At 51.8% G+C, this 16,943-nt stretch carries 18 protein-coding genes; 14 read left to right on the forward strand and 4 right to left on the reverse strand.

What is annotated here, in order from left to right; all coding sequences use genetic code 11:
- Positions 1 to 38 precede the first annotated feature (38 nt).
- The 5 genes from AAY72_RS03475 (at position 39) to AAY72_RS03495 (ending at position 3,684) form a co-directional block, all read left to right on the forward strand.
- Positions 39 to 314 (forward strand): hypothetical protein, encoded by a 276-nt coding sequence (locus AAY72_RS03475; protein WP_008985811.1) that lies wholly within the window; start codon positions 39 to 41, stop codon positions 312 to 314.
- 181 nt (positions 315 to 495) lie between these two features.
- On the forward strand, positions 496 to 957 hold the full coding sequence (locus AAY72_RS03480) for a hypothetical protein (protein WP_057785599.1): 462 nt from the start codon (positions 496 to 498) through the stop codon (positions 955 to 957).
- A 6-nt stretch (positions 958 to 963) separates the two neighbouring features.
- Positions 964 to 1,812: a DUF692 domain-containing protein gene (locus AAY72_RS03485; RefSeq protein WP_057785600.1), complete on the forward strand. Its 849-nt coding sequence runs from the start codon at positions 964 to 966 to the stop codon at positions 1,810 to 1,812.
- Positions 1,809 to 2,564, forward strand: a complete 756-nt coding sequence (locus AAY72_RS03490) for a DUF2063 domain-containing protein (protein WP_057785601.1) — start codon at positions 1,809 to 1,811, stop codon at positions 2,562 to 2,564. Before AAY72_RS03485 ends, AAY72_RS03490 begins: the two co-directional genes overlap by 4 nt.
- Before the next feature lie 163 nt (positions 2,565 to 2,727).
- Entirely contained in the window at positions 2,728 to 3,684 is a 957-nt protein-coding gene (locus AAY72_RS03495) for a hypothetical protein (RefSeq protein ID WP_057785602.1), read from the forward strand.
- Between the two features lie 36 nt (positions 3,685 to 3,720).
- On the opposite strand, the gene AAY72_RS03500 is transcribed toward AAY72_RS03495, so the two are convergent.
- The 4 genes from AAY72_RS03500 to AAY72_RS03515 form a co-directional block, all read right to left on the reverse strand.
- Positions 3,721 to 4,071 (reverse strand): putative quinol monooxygenase, encoded by a 351-nt coding sequence (locus AAY72_RS03500; RefSeq protein ID WP_057785603.1) that lies wholly within the window; start codon positions 4,069 to 4,071, stop codon positions 3,721 to 3,723.
- A 36-nt stretch (positions 4,072 to 4,107) separates the two neighbouring features.
- Positions 4,108 to 4,962 (reverse strand): universal stress protein, encoded by an 855-nt coding sequence (locus AAY72_RS03505; protein ID WP_057785604.1) that lies wholly within the window; start codon positions 4,960 to 4,962, stop codon positions 4,108 to 4,110.
- A 9-nt stretch (positions 4,963 to 4,971) separates the two neighbouring features.
- Positions 4,972 to 6,456, reverse strand: a complete 1,485-nt coding sequence (locus AAY72_RS03510) for a SulP family inorganic anion transporter (protein WP_057785605.1) — start codon at positions 6,454 to 6,456, stop codon at positions 4,972 to 4,974.
- Between the two features lie 393 nt (positions 6,457 to 6,849).
- Entirely contained in the window at positions 6,850 to 7,314 is a 465-nt protein-coding gene (locus AAY72_RS03515) for a hypothetical protein (RefSeq protein WP_008985799.1), read from the reverse strand.
- Positions 7,315 to 7,473: 159 nt separating this feature from the next.
- On the opposite strand from AAY72_RS03515, the gene leuS reads away from it, so the two are divergent.
- The 9 genes from leuS to AAY72_RS03560 are packed head-to-tail and all read left to right on the forward strand — an operon-like array spanning position 7,474 to position 16,935.
- Positions 7,474 to 10,059 carry a leucine--tRNA ligase gene (gene leuS, locus AAY72_RS03520; protein ID WP_057785606.1) on the forward strand — a complete coding sequence of 862 codons (2,586 nt, stop codon included), beginning with the start codon at positions 7,474 to 7,476 and terminating at the stop codon, positions 10,057 to 10,059.
- A gap of 1 nt (position 10,060) precedes the next feature.
- Positions 10,061 to 10,537 carry an LPS assembly lipoprotein LptE gene (gene lptE / locus AAY72_RS03525; protein ID WP_008949873.1) on the forward strand — a complete coding sequence of 159 codons (477 nt, stop codon included), beginning with the start codon at positions 10,061 to 10,063 and terminating at the stop codon, positions 10,535 to 10,537.
- On the forward strand, positions 10,537 to 11,580 hold the full coding sequence (gene holA / locus AAY72_RS03530) for a DNA polymerase III subunit delta (RefSeq protein ID WP_057785607.1): 1,044 nt from the start codon (positions 10,537 to 10,539) through the stop codon (positions 11,578 to 11,580). The genes lptE and holA overlap by 1 nt, the downstream gene beginning before the upstream one ends.
- Positions 11,567 to 12,226 (forward strand): nicotinate-nucleotide adenylyltransferase, encoded by a 660-nt coding sequence (nadD, locus tag AAY72_RS03535; protein WP_057785608.1) that lies wholly within the window; start codon positions 11,567 to 11,569, stop codon positions 12,224 to 12,226. Before holA ends, nadD begins: the two co-directional genes overlap by 14 nt.
- Positions 12,227 to 12,263: 37 nt before the next feature.
- On the forward strand, positions 12,264 to 12,584 hold the full coding sequence (gene rsfS / locus AAY72_RS03540; protein ID WP_008608715.1) for a ribosome silencing factor: 321 nt from the start codon (positions 12,264 to 12,266) through the stop codon (positions 12,582 to 12,584).
- A gap of 6 nt (positions 12,585 to 12,590) precedes the next feature.
- Positions 12,591 to 13,061: a 23S rRNA (pseudouridine(1915)-N(3))-methyltransferase RlmH gene (rlmH, locus tag AAY72_RS03545; protein ID WP_057785609.1), complete on the forward strand. Its 471-nt coding sequence runs from the start codon at positions 12,591 to 12,593 to the stop codon at positions 13,059 to 13,061.
- A 2-nt stretch (positions 13,062 to 13,063) separates the two neighbouring features.
- On the forward strand, positions 13,064 to 14,932 hold the full coding sequence (gene mrdA / locus AAY72_RS03550; RefSeq protein WP_197408367.1) for a penicillin-binding protein 2: 1,869 nt from the start codon (positions 13,064 to 13,066) through the stop codon (positions 14,930 to 14,932).
- A complete protein-coding gene (gene rodA, locus AAY72_RS03555; RefSeq protein ID WP_057785611.1) occupies positions 14,925 to 16,046 on the forward strand; it encodes a rod shape-determining protein RodA in 1,122 nt (373 codons plus the stop codon). The genes mrdA and rodA overlap by 8 nt, the downstream gene beginning before the upstream one ends.
- Before the next feature lies 1 nt (position 16,047).
- On the forward strand, positions 16,048 to 16,935 hold the full coding sequence (locus AAY72_RS03560) for a septal ring lytic transglycosylase RlpA family protein (protein WP_057785612.1): 888 nt from the start codon (positions 16,048 to 16,050) through the stop codon (positions 16,933 to 16,935).
- Positions 16,936 to 16,943 lie beyond the last annotated feature (8 nt).

Raw genomic sequence — 16,943 nt, forward strand, 5'->3', positions numbered from 1 at the left:
AGATTAAAAGCGAAACAATTTTAAGATCGGAGTAACAGATGAACGAGCGTGATTGCCTGCAAAAAATCCGTAACCTGGGGGTACGCCTGCAGGAGCTGGAGCTGGCCAGACCGCAGCCGGGCAAATCCTATACTTCGGTAGCACTGGATTTCTTATTTAAAGAACATCAGTTGGAACGACCAGCAGGTGCACCACTGGATCATACGCTGCGCACTCTTGGTAAAGCGCTGATGGAGCGGCATCAGCTGAAATTTCAGCGCCTGGATGCCTCGGCCATTGTGGATTACTTCTGTCGTTATTACCGGGTGCATTAACAACCACCTAAATCGGGCGTCAAGCCAGACTGACGTCCGTCCTGTCATGTCATGTCGCCAACGGTTTAGACCACATCGACTTCCCTGAAACGCGTTTCTGTATTAGTATTAATCCATACCTAGTCCGCTTTGTTGTCAGCGCGGGCCTTTTGCAATACACCGTTATGCTGGAGATAATACAATGAACAAACTTAATAAAGCCCAATTGACTCTCGCTTTGGGTGCCATAACCTTGGCATCTGGCAGTGCCCTGGCGGATAGCAACCCGTTTCAGGCGCAGCAACTGAGTATGGCCTATCAAGTGACCACCCAGGACAATACCGGGGTTAAAGTTAAGGTAAAAGAGCAAGCCACCGATAAAGCCAAAGAGATGAAATGCGGTGAAGGCAAATGCGGTGCCGAAATGCAGCAAAAAATGGCGGATGCCAAAAAGCAGGCTGCCGACAAAGCCAAAGAAATGAAATGTGGCGAAGGTAAATGCGGTGAAGGCAAGTGCGGTGCCGAAATGCATAACGCCGATGCCAAAGCTAAGGCCGCTGAAGCTAAAGCTGCCGGTCAGGAAAAAGCCGCTGACGCCAAGAAAAAAGCCAGTGATAAAGCCAAAGAAATGAAGTGTGGCGAAGGTAAATGCGGCTCTCTCTAACGCCAAATGAAACCACTCGCTCACTTTAGTAGCAGCAGCGCAGGCCTTGGCCTGCGCCGCGAATTGCTGCCAGAACTGTTAGCAGATAAGCCGGCTATCATCGATTTCTTTGAGGTTGCACCGGAGAACTGGTTACCTTATGGCGGTAAACTGGCGAAAGACTTTCGGCAACTGACCGAACGCTATGCGTTTTTTTGTCATGGCCTGTCGTTAAATATTGGTGGGCCGGATCCGCTGGATCTGGATTTTTTGCAGCAGTTAAAACACTTTCTCGACCAGCATCAGATCCTGTGCTATAGCGAACATCTGAGCTATTGTGCTGCCGACGGTCATCTGTATGACCTGATGCCGATCCCCTTTACTGAGGAAGCGGTACATTATGTGGCGGCACGGATTAAACAGGTGCAGCAGATCCTGGAGCGGCCGTTGATTATCGAGAATGTCTCCTACTATGCTGCGCCAGCACAGCAATTAACTGAGCTGGAATTTCTGTTGGCGGTGCTTACGGAAGCAGACTGCCCGCTGCTACTGGACGTCAATAATATCTATGTCAATTCCATCAACCATGGCTACGATGCCGGTGCCTTTTTAGCAGCCATGCCAAGCGAGCGCATTGCCTACTACCATATTGCCGGACACTACCAGCAAGCGGCCGACTTACTGATTGATACCCATGGCGCTGCCATTCCTGATCCGGTTTGGCAATTGTTGCGTCTTAGCTATCAGCAGCATGGTGTAAAACCTACCTTGTACGAGCGGGACTTTAATATCCCGCCGCTGGCCGACCTTTGCCAGGAACTGTCGCAGATTAAGCAGTTGCAGCAACTTGCCAGCCCGAGACCAGCCGCAGTATGACTGAGCCTACAACCCCTAACTTACAGCAAACCCAACTGGCGTTTGCCCGGGCCATTCGCCACCCCCAAGAGCCCTATGCGGAGCAGACGGTGCCGACAGCACGGCTACAGATCTATCAGCAGCTGTTTTTTAATAACGTCAGCGGCTTTATCGATAATGCCTTCCCGGTACTCAGCACCCTGTATCACCCCGATGCCTGGCTAAGCCTGAAACAACGCTTTTTTGCCGATCATCGCTGTCACTCGCCCTATTTCTTGCATATTGCCCAGCAATTTGTCGATTTCCTGCAGCAATATCAGCCCGCTGCCGCTGATCCGCCCTTTCTGGCCGAGCTGGCACATTATGAGTGGGCGGAACTTTATGTTGGCACTCTTCCTGCCGAACCGGCGCCAGCAATCAATGCCGGTCAGTTACAACGTGTGGCGCTGAAACTTACCGCAGCCAGCCTGCTGACGGTATATCAGTATCCGGTACAGCAGATAAGCCCGGCATTTCAGCCGACTGAGCCCAGCAATGCGCAGGCATTTTTTATCTATCGCGATTACCAGGATGAAGTGATTTTTCTGCAACTTAATCAGGCCAGTCTGCTGCTACTGCATCAACTGGCAGAGCAACCCGGCCAGACTTTAACGCAACTTTGCCAGCAACTGACGACGCATCTACCGACCTACACTGCCACGCAGCTGGCTGACTTTGCCTTGCCGCTGTTCAGTGAACTGGCAAGCGCCGGTGCGCTGCAAGCCGCGAGCTAACATCCTGCTAAACCATTAACTGAAATCTAAGCAGCAAACATCAACACGCCCTCATGTAATCGGCATTATTTTGTCGTAATCGGCAAATATTTCACCCAATTTAGATAGCCAGACGTCTAAATAGCTGTATACTTAGCGCATCATGTTTTGGAGTCACCCGATTATGGCCTTATCATTAGCAGACAAAATCAGTATCCCCAGTCAGGGCGTCTATCTGATTGGTACCACACCACCGAAAGCCGGTACTGATAGCGATAAAACACGGCGTATTGCCCGTAAGCTGCTGGCACGGCTACAGGAAGTCGAATATGACGGCCTGATTATTTACGATATTCAGGATGAAAGCAGCCGGGTACAGGCCGAGCGCCCTTTTCCGTTTCACAGTACCCTGGATCCTCGTCAATATAGCCAGTTACTCCATGAACTCTCTTCGCTGGATGTCATTACTTATAAAAGCGTGGCGCAGCGGGACGCCAGCGAGCTACAGCACTGGTTAACCGAAACCGCTGATAGTTATCAGCTAAAGAATCTGGTGCTGGTAGGAAGCCCCTCTTCGCATGGCAAGATCAAACTAAGTTTACCGCAAGCCTACCAGCAGCTGGCCGCGCATCCAGTATCTTACTTCCTCGGCGGTGTGGCTATTGCTGAACGTCACGCCAAAAAAGGCGATGAGCATCTGCGCTTGATTGATAAAGCCAAGCAGGGTTGTGAGTTTTTTATCTCACAAGCCGTATACAACGCCCAGGCGACCATTGATTTGATTACCAGCTATGCCCGCAGCTGCAAGCAGCAGGGCTTAACGCCAAAACGGCTGATCCTGACTTTTACCCCGTGCGGCAGTGAACAAACATTAGATTTTATGCAGTGGCTGGGCATCTCAGTGCCGCAGGCTTCACGCTACCGGATTTTGGATGCGGAAAACCCGCTAAATGAATCGATCAAGATATGTCGCGACAATCTGACGCAAATCTTAACCCACTGTGCGGATCTAGAGGTGCCACTGGGCTTAAACGTGGAAAGTCTGACTAACCGTAAGGAAGAAATCGATGCCTCGATCCGTTTGTTCCGGTTGTTAAAGGCGCTGATGGAATTACATCTGGCGGAAAAGCAGGTCGCTTAAGCGACCTGTCGTGTCCGAAAAAACTAAGCTTAACGCTTAACTCAGTTTAGGTGCATCGTAGTTGGCTGGCTCGTCCGTATAAATACAGACATTCCACCGTGCCGCCAGCCCATTTTCCGCCAGACAATATTGTTCAAAAAAGGCTTTAATTTCGGCGCGTTGGCAATGCGCTTCAAAGCTGGCTAAATCGGCCCAGATTTCATTAAAAGCAATCGGGAAACTCTCACCATCAGCAAAAGGACTCTGGATCTGCCGGGTCACCACATACTGCAAACAGCCGTCTTCCCGCAACGTATTAGGTTCTAAGCTTTGCAACACCTTAAATAACTCAGCTTCTTTACCGGCTTTTGGCAGAAACTGTGCCACACAATAGACTTTCTTTGACATCACGCTACTCTTTATCTTTATGGCAATAGCCAGTAATTACCGTAACACTAACATTGAGCAGCGGGCTTTACTCAGCATCGCCGTGGTGGTGCTACCCAGAATAAACTGCCGGATCCGCGAATGGCCGTAGGCGCCCATCACCAGCAGATCAATGACCTGTTCCTGCTGATACTGATGCAAAGCCTCGTCCGGCTCACCGACCACTAACGCGGTACGGGTATCAAAACCGGCCAGCGTTAGCACACTGGCGGCTTCGGCCAGCTGTTTTTCGGCTTGTTCGCTGGGTACTGCGGCCATCACCAGATGCACCGGTAGGCCACGACACAGCGGACTGGCGGCCAACATTTCCAGACTCTTTTGCGCAATAGCACTGCCATCATAGGCCAGCATCACCCGCTTTGGCGCGTGAAAACGCTGCTGCGTCAGTAAAATAGGCTTTTGCATACTGCGGATAATCATCTCAATATGCATCCCCAGTTGCCCATGCGCATCGGTACTGCTTAAGCCACGCTTACCCAATACCAATAACCGGGTTTCCTCCTGCAGTGCCTTTAATGATTCCAGTAACGGACCGTGCCGCATCACTTCGCTGATCTCAGCGACTGCGGCGGCCGCCGCCCGGGCATGTGCCGCATCCAGAATATGATGGCCACGCTGCAATGCCAGCTTGCTGTGTTGTTCATCCAACTCTGCCAGTTGTTGCAGTAACACTTCCTGCGATCCCAAGCCAATACTGCCACTTAAATCCGGCGTCTGGGTATGTATTGCACGATCAATCACATGCACCAGGCTAAGCGGTGCTGTCAGAGCTTTTGCCGCCCAGATTGCGCCATCACAGACCGCCTCGGCATAAGGCGAGGCATCAATACAGGCAAATACGTTTTTGGTCATGACAGCTCCTTAATGTCCCATCAGCTTACCGACTGCATCGGGTTGTTGATGCACTGCAAATTTATCAACTAAAGTGGCACTGGCTTCATTCAGCCCCAGTAGCTCCACCATGGTACCTTCACGGCGAAACTTTAGTACCACCTTATCTAGTGAGCTTACCGCAGTAATATCCCAAAAATGTGCCCGGCTCAGATCGATCTGCACCTTATCCAGTGCCTCTTTAAAGTCAAAGGCAGTAACAAATTGCTCAGCCGAGGTAAAAAATACCTGCCCTACCACCTGATAATGCCGCTCGCGGCCACCGGCTTGCAAATTGGAACCGATATACAGGATCTGCCCCACTTTATTGGCGAAAAACAAGGCACTGAGTAACACTCCCAGCAGTACACCATAGGCCAGATTGTGTGTAAAGACCACGACAACGACTGTCGCGACCATCACGATACTGGAGCTCAGTGGATTCTTGCGTAAATCACGCACCGAACTCCAGCTAAAGGTACCAATTGACACCATCACCATCACTGCCACCAGCGCCGCCATCGGGATCATGCCGACATAGTCACTTAAAAACACAATAAACAGCAGCAAGAAAATACCGGCCAGTAGGGTCGAGAGGCGGGTGCGGCCACCGGATTTCACATTAATCACCGACTGCCCGATCATGGCACAACCTGCCATACCGCCGAGTAGACCAGAGCCAATATTGGCAATCCCCTGCCCAACACATTCCCGATTCTTATCGCTGCTGGTATCGGTCAAATCATCAACAATGGTGGCGGTCATCAGTGACTCGAGTAAGCCCACCACGGCTAGCGCCAACGCATAAGGGAAGATAATTTTTAGCGTGTCCAGATTTAACGGCACGTCCGGCCATAAAAAGACTGGTAAGCTATCAGGCAGCTCACCCATATCGGCGACAGTACGCAGATCGAGCTGGAAATAAACGGCGATAGCGGTTAACACCACTATACACACCAGAGGGGATGGAATGGTTTTGGTGACATAAGGAAACAAATAGATAATGGCCAGGCCCGCCGCGGTCATGCCATACACCAGCAAGGTACCGTGTTGCCCAGTTAATTCAGGTAACTGCGCCATAAAAATCAGGATCGCCAGCGCATTCACAAAGCCGGTAACCACAGAGCGTGACACAAAACGCATCAGCTCGCCCAGCTTTAATACACCAAACAGGATTTGTAGTAACCCGGTTAATAAAGTTGCGGCTAATAAATATTCCAGGCCATGTTCCCGCACCAGCGTAATCATCAGCAGCGCCATGGCGCCAGTCGCCGCCGAAATCATCGCCGGCCGCCCACCGGCAAAGGCGGTAATCACCGCGATACAAAAAGAGGCATACAGGCCGACCTTAGGATCAACGCCAGCAATAATCGAAAAGGCGATCGCTTCAGGAATTAAGGCCAGCGCGACCACCAGTGCGGATAGCACATCGCCGCGTACATTAGAGAACCAGGTTTGGCGTAAGGAATTTAACATAGAGCATCCAACAAGAGTCTGACAGTATCGATAACAACAAAATGGCAGTTGCCTGTCGGCAGTGACTTTACTGTTACCACAGAAATGGCTGCCGGTAGCGACCAGCGAACAACAGCTTTTTCGCTTTAGTGCGTAACAGACATAAAAAATAACTGCACCAGGCAAATTATCCAGATATTGCGTTATTTACACCGGCCAACCCTCGTTGTATTTCAATTAATTAGAACGGATTTTTCTGATGCAGCTCTGATCGGATAGCAAGAAAGTGCAGCAGATTTTAGCAGTTTTAACGACTAAAAACGAATAAAACATGCCGTTAGCTAATTAAAGCGTGGCAAATCTAGGCCGCAGCCAATTATCTTCTTTGTAGCGATTAAGCGTGCTACCAGTCTGCTATACCGGCAAGCCATCGCGGAAAAATTGTACGCCACCACAATGGCTGCAGCATAACAGTTCTGCCGGATGGGTATAATCGATACTTTGCTGACATTGACTGCAGCGATAGCGGCCCATGCCGACATATTCACCCTGATAATAGACACCCTGATGCCGGAAATCCTCTAATAGTTCGGCCCACTCGACCTGGGTTTTATCAGTGATTTGACTGAGTTGCTCCCACAGCTCCTCAGTCCACATTGAAGGTTGCTGTTCCTCGGCAGCCCCTTGCTGCCACTGACTTTTCAGCGTTTCCAGAAACAGTTGCGTCTCATAGGCACTGAGTTCCTTGCCAGCTTTCAGATAAGCTTTCAGGGTGTCGGCAACATCCAGCATACTTTGCAGCTGTTCTTGCCCTGCCTGTTGCAGTGTCTGACTCAGGTCTTTAAGCCAGTTGCGGTATTTCGCGTTAAAGTCTGCCATCTTGTACTCCACTGGTAATTTAGCAACGCTATTCTGAGTATAGACAAAGGGTAGCTTATTGTTGTCAAACCGCGGCTAAGGTATGCTATAGCCACTTTTTTTACCCATTTCAGCCTGAGGCTGAGGCCGGGTCGTCCCCGACTTTTCTGGAAGAGCTCAATGCAACAGCAATATAACCCGCAGCAGATTGAAACCGCCCTGCAGCAGCAGTGGCAGGATCAGAATGTTTTTAAAGTAACTGAAGATCCAAACAAAGAGAAATTTTACTGTTTATCGATGTTCCCGTATCCAAGTGGCCGCCTGCATATGGGCCATGTGCGCAATTACACCATCGGTGATGTGATCAGCCGCTTTCAGCGGATGCAGGGTAAAAATGTGCTGCAGCCTATGGGTTGGGATGCCTTTGGTTTACCGGCTGAAAATGCTGCGATTAATAACAAGACCGCGCCGGCTAAGTGGACCTACGCCAATATCGATTATATGAAAACACAGCTGAAACGGCTGGGTTTTGGTTACGACTGGGATCGGGAAATTGCCACCTGCAAACCGGATTATTATCGCTGGGAACAATGGTTCTTCACCAAGCTGTATGAAAAAGGCCTGGTTTATAAAAAGATGGCAACGGTAAACTGGGACCCGGTGGATCAGTGCGTACTGGCGAACGAACAAGTTATTGATGGCCGTGGCTGGCGCTCCGGCGCCTTAGTTGAGCAGCGCGAGCTGGCACAGTGGTTTATTCGTATTACCCAGTATGCCGAAGAGTTATTAGCGGATCTGGAGCAGCTAACCGAGTGGCCGGAACAAGTCCGCACCATGCAGAAAAACTGGATTGGCCGCTCAGAGGGCGTCAATATCCGGTTTGGTGTGGCTGGCAGCGACAGTGAACTGGAAGTCTATACTACCCGCCCAGATACGCTGTATGGCGTAACCTATGTCGCGGTAGCCGCTCAACACCCGCTAGCACAGCAAGCAGCACTGAGCAACGATGCCCTGGCCGCCTTTATCGAAGATAGTAAAGGCAGTAAGGTCAGCGAAGCCGAAATGGCAACCATGGAGAAAAAAGGCTGTGCTACCGGCTTGTACGCTATTCATCCACTGACTGGCGAGCAGGTCCCGATTTGGGTCGCCAACTTTGTCCTGATGGACTACGGTTCAGGTGCTGTGATGGCGGTGCCGGGGCACGACCAACGTGATTACGAGTTTGCTACCAAGTATCAGTTGCCGATTAAGCAAGTGGTTACCGCAGCGGATGGCAGCAGCGTCACACTGGAGCACGCGGCTTATACCGAAAAAGGTTTGCTGATTAACTCAGCCGAATTTAACGGCCTGGACTTTGCCGCCGCCTTTAGCGCCATTGCAGCCAAGCTGCAACAGCTGGGCAAGGGCGAAGTTAAAGTGAACTACCGCTTACGCGATTGGGGGGTATCACGCCAACGCTACTGGGGTACACCGATCCCAATGTTAAATCTGGCAGATGGCAGCGTGGTGCCGGTTCCGGCCGAGCAGCTGCCGGTGCGTTTACCAGAAGATGTGGTGATGAACGGCGTGACTTCGCCGATTAAAGCCGATCCGGAATGGGCGAAAACCCAATATCAGGGCGCAGCCGCTTTCCATGAAACCGATACCTTCGACACCTTTATGGAATCGAGCTGGTACTATGCCCGCTACTGCAGCCCGGATTATGATCAGGCGATGCTGGATCCGGAGAAAGCCAACTACTGGTTACCGGTTGATCAGTATATCGGTGGCATTGAACACGCCATCCTGCACCTGCTGTATGCCCGCTTTTTCCATAAACTGTTACGCGATGTCGGTCTGGTGCAAAGCGACGAACCGTTTAAACGCTTGTTATGTCAGGGCATGGTATTGGCCGAAACTTTCTACCGCGAAACCGACAATGGCGGCAAAGAATGGTTCTCGCCGCAGGACGTACAGGTTGAGCGCGATGAGAAGGGCCGCATTACCCAGGCCATCCTGAAAACCGACGGCCAGCCGGTGTTATCTGCCGGCATGAGCAAGATGTCGAAATCGAAAAACAACGGTATCGACCCGCAAAAAGTTATCGATCTGTACGGTGCCGATACCGTGCGCTTGTTTATGATGTTTACTGCGCCGCCAGAGCAAACGCTGGAATGGTCGGATTCCGCCGTTGAAGGGGCGCACCGCTTTATCAAGCGGATCTATACGCTGATCCATGATGTGCTGGCAGCGGGTGCGCCAGGCGAACTGCAGCTAGACGCGCTAAATGACGAGCAGAAAACCCTGCGCCGCGAGCTGCATAAAACCATTGCTAAGGTTACCGACGATATCGGTCGGCGCTATACCTTTAATACTGCTATCGCGGCGGTAATGGAGCTGAGTAACAAGCTGCAAAAAGCCAGTCTGGCCACGCCGCTGGACCGTGCGGTGATGCACGAGGCCTGTAATGCGCTGCTGCAGTTATTAAACCCGATCGTGCCCCATGTAGCGCAGTATCTGTGGGCCGAGCTGGGTAACAGCAGCCTGATTGAACAGGTCGCCTGGCCTGGCGTCGACGAGAGCGCACTGGTCGAAGACGAGAAACTGGTGGTGGTGCAAATCAACGGTAAGGTGCGCGCTAAAATTACCGTACCGGCGACTGCAGAGCAGGATGCGGTACTGGCCATTGCCAAACTGGATGAGAATGTGCAGCGTTATCTGGACGGCGTCGCCATGAAAAAGGTGATTTACGTACCGGGTAAACTGCTGAATCTGGTGGTGGGCTAAGATGGCGTGGCGCCTGACACTGCTGGCGCTGCTGCTCAGCCTGCTGAGCAGCTGCGGCTTTCACCTGCGCGGCAATCTGCCGCTCAGTCAGTTTCCGGCCATCTATGTGCAAAGCGAAGCGCACTCTGAGTTGGCCGCGCTGTTAAAACAGCGCTTTAGTCAAAATCAGGTCGAGTTACTGGGCAGTTACCAGCAAGACAGACCGGCGCTGCAACTGGTGCGCGATACGCTGGAGCGGCGTACCCTGTCGCTGTTTGCCAATGGCCAGGTCGCCGAATATGAGCTGATTTACAAAGTCGAGTATCGGATCCAATTACCCGGCGAGCAGGAACAGTTTTATCAGTTCGAGTTGTACCGCGATTATCAGGATGATCCGAATCAGGCCCTGGCGAAAGCCCAGGAACTGGAGCTGCTGTTAAGCGAATTACGTCAGCAGGCTGCCAACCGGATTATCCGCCAACTGGCACGCCTGGGCTAATGCAGAAGCTGTACGCCAATCAATTGCCAGCCCAGCTGCAACAGGGGCTGGCGCCCTGTTATCTGATTTTTGGCGAAGAGCCACTGCAAAAACTGGAAGCCATCGAAGCGATCCGGCACGCGGCCAAACCACAAGGCTTTTTGGAGCGGCTAAGTTTTAGCGCTGATGCCCAGTTCGACTGGCAACAGCTGGATAACGAACTCAGTGCCATGTCGTTGTTTGCCGAGCGGCGGCTAATTGAACTGGAACTGGCGCAAGCCAAACCACCGGCTGCCGTTAACGAACAATTGAAGCAACTGGCTGCCAAACTGCATCCCGATATCGTGCTGGTGCTGCATGGCAGTCGCAGCTTTAGTGAAGTCAGCAAACTGGCCTGGTTTAAACAACTGTCAGAGCAGGCTGTGCAAGTGGCAATTTACCCACTGGATGAACGGCAACAACTGCAATGGCTGCAGCAACGCGCCCGCCAGTTGCAGTTGCAGCTAAGCTCTGATGCGCTGAATTTGCTGCAGCAACACTGTGCCGGTAATCTGCTGGCCGCCCGGCAGGAGCTGGAAAAGCTGGCCCTGACCCATCCGGATAGCCGCGTTGACGCCGATACCTTTAGCCGCTTTTTAGCCGATCATTCCAGCTACAACGTGTTTCAACTGACCGATTCGGTATTAGCCGGACATAGTGCCGAAGCCGCACACCGGTTGCAGCGCTTACTGGAACAGGACACTGAGCCAGTGATTATCGCCTGGCAGTTACATAAAGAGCTGAGCATCCTGCAACAGCTGGCCCAGGCGGAGCAGCAAGGCCAACTGAGCGCACAGTTTAAGCAATTGGCGATCTGGCCGAAACGCCAGCCGTTATATCAACAAGCCTTGCAGCGACTTAGCCGGGGTTGGCAAAACTATCTGTTACAGGAGCTGGCGGCCTTTGATCGCTTATTTAAAGCCGGCCAGCTGACTAACACCACGCTGGCGTTATTGCATCTGGTGACCTTATTCTGTCATCCGGTCGCCAAAACCTTTGCTTTGCAACAGTATGACGCAGACTAAACTAGTAGGAATTTTCGGCGGCACCTTCGATCCGATCCATCTTGGTCATCTGGCGGTAGCGCGTTATGTACTAACGCACTGCGCTTTGGATAGCATTAAGCTGATGCCCTGCCATCTGCCGCCGCACCGTGCCAGCCCTGGCGTCAGCAGTGCCGAGCGGGCCCGGATGGTCGAGCTGGCCATCAGCGCAGAGCCAAAGCTGCAGCTCGAAGCGCTGGAACTGAGCCTGCAACAACCGTCTTACACGGTAAATAGTCTGACGCTGCTAAAGCAGCAAGATCCTGCTGCGCACTTGTGTTTTATTATTGGCATGGACTCACTGCAGTATTTTCGCAGCTGGCATCAGTGGCAGCAGATCCTTGCATTATCCCATCTGATCGTACTTAAGCGCCCCGGCTATAGCGCACAGGATGGCGACGCCCCAGCGCTACTCGCCCAATTCGGCATCAGCCTGCCCGAGCTCAGCACACGGCCAGCCGGTGGCATCCTGCTGTTGGATAATCCGGATTTTCCACAAAGCGCAACCTTTGTCCGTGAGCAGTTAGCTGTGGACCCGGCCGTGCAAGCCATGCTACCGCCAGCGGTGCTTAGTTATATTCAGCAACACGGGCTCTATGGTTGCGCTGTTTCCGCTGCCAAAGTGTGATAAAATAGCGCCCTTTTAGCTTGCATGAGGAATAAGGGTGCAAACAAACGAACTGGTCGCCTTTGTCGTAGACAAAGTTGATGACATGAAAGCCCGCGATATCGTGACCTTAGATGTCCGGGGTAAATCCAGCGTCACCGAATTTATGGTGATCTGCTCCGGAACTTCCAGCCGCCACGCGAAGTCTATTGCCGGGTACCTGGCACAAGAAGTGAAGAAACAAGGCGTCCAACCACTGGGCATCGAAGGTGAAGCCTCGGGTGAATGGGTATTACTGGATCTGGACAGTGTGGTCGTGCATGTGATGCAGGACGAAAGCCGGCATTTTTATCAGTTGGAAAAGCTCTGGGGCGGTTAAGTAGTTATGAAGTTGATCCTGATTGCCGTAGGTACCAAGATGCCTGCCTGGGTACAAACCGGCTTTGAGGAATATGCCCGTCGCTTTCCCCGCGATCTGCCGTTTGAACTGATTGAAATTGCCGCCGGTAAGCGCGGTAAAAATGCGGATATCAAACGCATCTTAGAGCAAGAAGGCGAAAAAATGCTGGCGGCGGTGCCCAAAGGCAGCCGTGTTGTGACATTAGAAGTACTGGGGCAAAACTGGACCAGCCCGCAGCTGGCCGGCAAGTTACAGGAATGGCAGCAGGATGGTCGTGATGTCTGCTTACTGGTAGGTGGCCCGGAAGGCTTAGCGCCAGCCTGTATTGCCGCCAGCGAAGCCAAATGGTCACTTTCAGCACTAACGCTGCCCCATCCTATGGTACGGGTGGTGATGGCAGAAGCCCTGTACCGTGCCTGGAGTATTAGTACCAACCATCCCTACCATCGCGAGTAAGCATGCTAAGAAAACGTGTTGCCATGCAAGATGTCGAGGCAGAGTCCCGCTTATTTAGCCAGCGGGCGCTGGTGGCTATGCTATTGGTGATGCTGGCTTTTGGCGTGATCATTATCAATATGTATCACCTGCAGGTAAAATCCTATCAGGTATACCAAACCCGCTCCGAAGGTAACCGCATTAAAGTTGTACCTTTGGCACCAAATCGCGGCTTAATTACTGATCGTAATGGTATTTTGCTGGCGGAAAACCGACCGGTGTTTTCGCTGGAGCTGGTGCCTGAACAAGTCGAAGATATGACGGCGACACTGGCGGAACTGGCGTCTTTAATTTCGATTAGCGAAGAACAGCAGCAAAGTTTTTTAAAAGAAGTGCGTCAACAACGGCGCTTTAATAGTATCGCGCTAAAAGAGCAGTTGAATGACGAAGAGGTGGCGATTATCGCCGTTAATCAACATCGTTTTCCCGGCGTCACCGTCGAAGCCCGTCTTAGCCGCCACTACCCCTTCGGTAATTTATTTACCCATGCTCTGGGTTATATCGGCCGCATCAACACTAATGATTTAAAGCGCTTGGAAGACAGTGACCAACTGGCCAACTACGCCGCCACCCGGGATATCGGTAAGATTGGTTTAGAGCGTTATTACGAAACTGAGCTCCATGGCACCATGGGCTACCAGGAAGTCGAGGTCAATAACCGCGGCCGACTGATCCGCGTGCTACGTTCGGTTCCGGCACAATCAGGCAAAAATATTCAGCTTAATCTGGATGTTGGTTTACAGCTCACAGCGCAGCAAATCTTACTGGATAAACGTGGTGCGATCGTTGCCATGGATCCGCGGGACGGCGCCGTACTGGCGTTTTACAGTAACCCCAGCTACGACCCTAATCTGTTTGTCCATGGCATTAGTAGCAGCAATTATAACGAATTACTGAATTCACCGGATCGCCCTCTGATCAACCGGGTAACCCAGGGCATTTATCCGCCAGCGTCGACTATTAAACCGCATTTAGCTTTATTGGGGTTGGAAACCAATACCATCACCCCGAGTACCCGGATCTGGGATCCTGGCTTTTTTCAGTTGCCAGGGGTAGAGCATCGTTACCGCGACTGGAAGCGCTGGGGCCATGGCTGGGTCGATGTGTACAGCGCTATTGTCGAGAGTTGTGATACCTTTTTCTATGATATGGGCGTCAAACTGGGTATTGACCGGATTTCCGACTATATGCAAAAACTGGGCTTTGGCGAGAAATCCGGCATTGATATTCTGGAGGAATCCAATACCAATATGCCATCGCGCGGCTGGAAGCGCGCACGGCATAACCAGCCCTGGTATCATGGCGATACCGTCGCGGTCAGTATCGGCCAGGGCTACTGGACATCCTCGCCAATGCAGCTCTTAACCACCACCGCGGTATTACTCAACGATGGCTTAAGACCTACGCCCCATATGGCAAAAACCCTGACCAATGATGCCGGCAGCGAGCAAGTCAGCACCGCGCTACAACCCACGGTTAATGTGGTAAATACCCGTAACTGGCAAGTAATCCGCGATGCGATGCTGCAAACCGTAAACACGCCAAAAGGTACTGCTTTTAATGCCTTTCGCAACGCCAGCTACACCTCCGGCGGTAAAACCGGTACTGCACAACTGGTTAGCATCGCGCAGGATGCCAAGTATGATGCCAATGCCCTGGATGAACGTCTGCGTGATAATGCGATGTATGTTGGCTATGCCCCGGCAGAAAACCCGAGCATAATCATAGCAGTAACGGTTGAAAATATTGGCGGCGGCGGCAGTACAGCCGCACCGATTGCCCGCCAAATGCTGGACTATTACTTTAGCGCCGGAGTCAATAACGATGAATGATAGTCTGGTTAATTCGCGCCATAGTAACAGCCGGTTAGCGTTTTTTCATATCGATACGCCGTTGTTACTGGGCCTGTTAGCGCTGGTCGGTTATGGCTTGCTGGTACTGTATAGCGCGTCAGGCCAAAACGAACGCATGGTCGAAGCACAAATTATCCGCTTAGGTGTCGCCTTTGCGGTAATGATTGGTATGGCACAAATCAGCCCATTAACGATTCGCCGTTGGTCATTACCGCTGTTTATTGTCGGCACCTTATTACTGGTAGCGGTACTGATGTTCGGCCATATCGGTAAGGGCGCACAGCGTTGGCTGGACCTTGGTTTTATGAAATTCCAGCCTTCGGAAATAATGAAACTGGCGGTGCCGATGGCCATAGCCTGGTTTATCTCCTCCCATAATCTACCGCCTAAGTTCCGTCATCTGTTGATTGGTTTTTTGATGTGTGCGGTCCCAACCTTGTTAATAGCTCAACAACCCGACTTGGGTACCTCTATCCTGATCGCAGGCGCCGGCATTTTTGTGCTGTTTCTGGCCGGCATGAGTTGGAAGCTTATCGGGCTGATTGTTGCCTTGATTTCCGCCTTTGCCCCCGTGCTTTGGCTGTTTGGCATGCATGATTATCAGCGGCGCCGGGTACTGACGTTTATTAATCCAGAGAGTGACCCACTCGGATCCGGTTACCACATTATCCAGTCGAAAATTGCTATTGGCTCCGGCGGAGTGGATGGCAAAGGCTGGATGCAGGGTACCCAATCGCAGCTGGAGTTTTTACCCGAGCGCCATACCGACTTTATCTTTTCGGTGTTAAGTGAAGAATTTGGTTTAATTGGTGTATTGATTTTACTGGCGATTTACCTGTTTATTATTGGCCGGGGCTTGCTTATCGCCAGCCGCGCACAGGATAATTATGCCAAATTGGTGGCGGGTAGCTTTACCCTGACCTTTTTTGTCTATGTTTTTGTTAATATTGGTATGGTATCCGGATTACTACCCGTAGTTGGGGTTCCGCTTCCTTTAGTCAGTTACGGCGGAACTTCAATGGTGACGATGATGGCCGCCTTTGGCATTATTATGTCGGTAAGCACTCATAAACGCAGTATGGCCAAAACCTGATATGAAAAAACCTTTAATCAGTCTGTTCGCATTCGCAGTAGTACTGTTATTCAGTGCTTGTAGCAGCAAACCCACCTCTGATGCACCAGGCACAGCCGAGCCAGCCAGACGGGTGTCACCCAATGATGGTCGGTATCAGCAAGAGCACGATAGCAAGCCCAGCCGCTTACCCACCCTGTTGGAAATGACGGATCCCACGCCTAAGGCTGAGGCGCTGAGTCGGGGTGGTAACAATCCTTACAATATTTTCGGCCAGGATTACCTGCCGCTGTCGCATCTGACTGAACACGAGGAGATCGGTATCGCCTCCTGGTATGGTAACAAGTTCCATGGCCACCTGACCTCAAACGGTGAAACCTACAATATGTTTGGCATGTCCGCAGCACACAAAACCCTGCCCCTGCCGTCTTATGTGCGGGTAACCAATCTGGATACCAACCAGAGTGCCATAGTCCGGGTTAACGACCGCGGTCCGTTCCATCAGGATCGGGTGATTGATTTATCTTATTCTGCCGCCTATAAAATCGGCATGTTGCAACGCGGTACAGCCAGGGTTAAGGTTGAGCTGCTAAAATCGCCGGCGATGCTGGCGCAGCAGCAACAAGTGATCCCAATGCAGCGGGCGCCAGAGCTCAGTACCAGTTCACGACTGGCCAGACAATGTTATATTCAATTATTTGCGATCAGCGATAACAACCGGGCCCGGCAACTGCAACAACAAATCGCCAGTCAGTGGTCGGTGCCAACCGAAATTCGCTCCGGCAATGGCTTGCATCGCCTATTGATCGGCCCAACTGCGGACACGCAACTGGCGCAACAATGGCTGAATCAGTTCCGCACCGGTAGTTATCCGCAAGCGTTTTTTGTCGACGGCAATCAGTGTGGCTGAGCTGCCAG

The organism is Alishewanella sp. WH16-1, from assembly GCF_001441695.1.
Classification (GTDB): domain Bacteria; phylum Pseudomonadota; class Gammaproteobacteria; order Enterobacterales; family Alteromonadaceae; genus Alishewanella; species Alishewanella agri.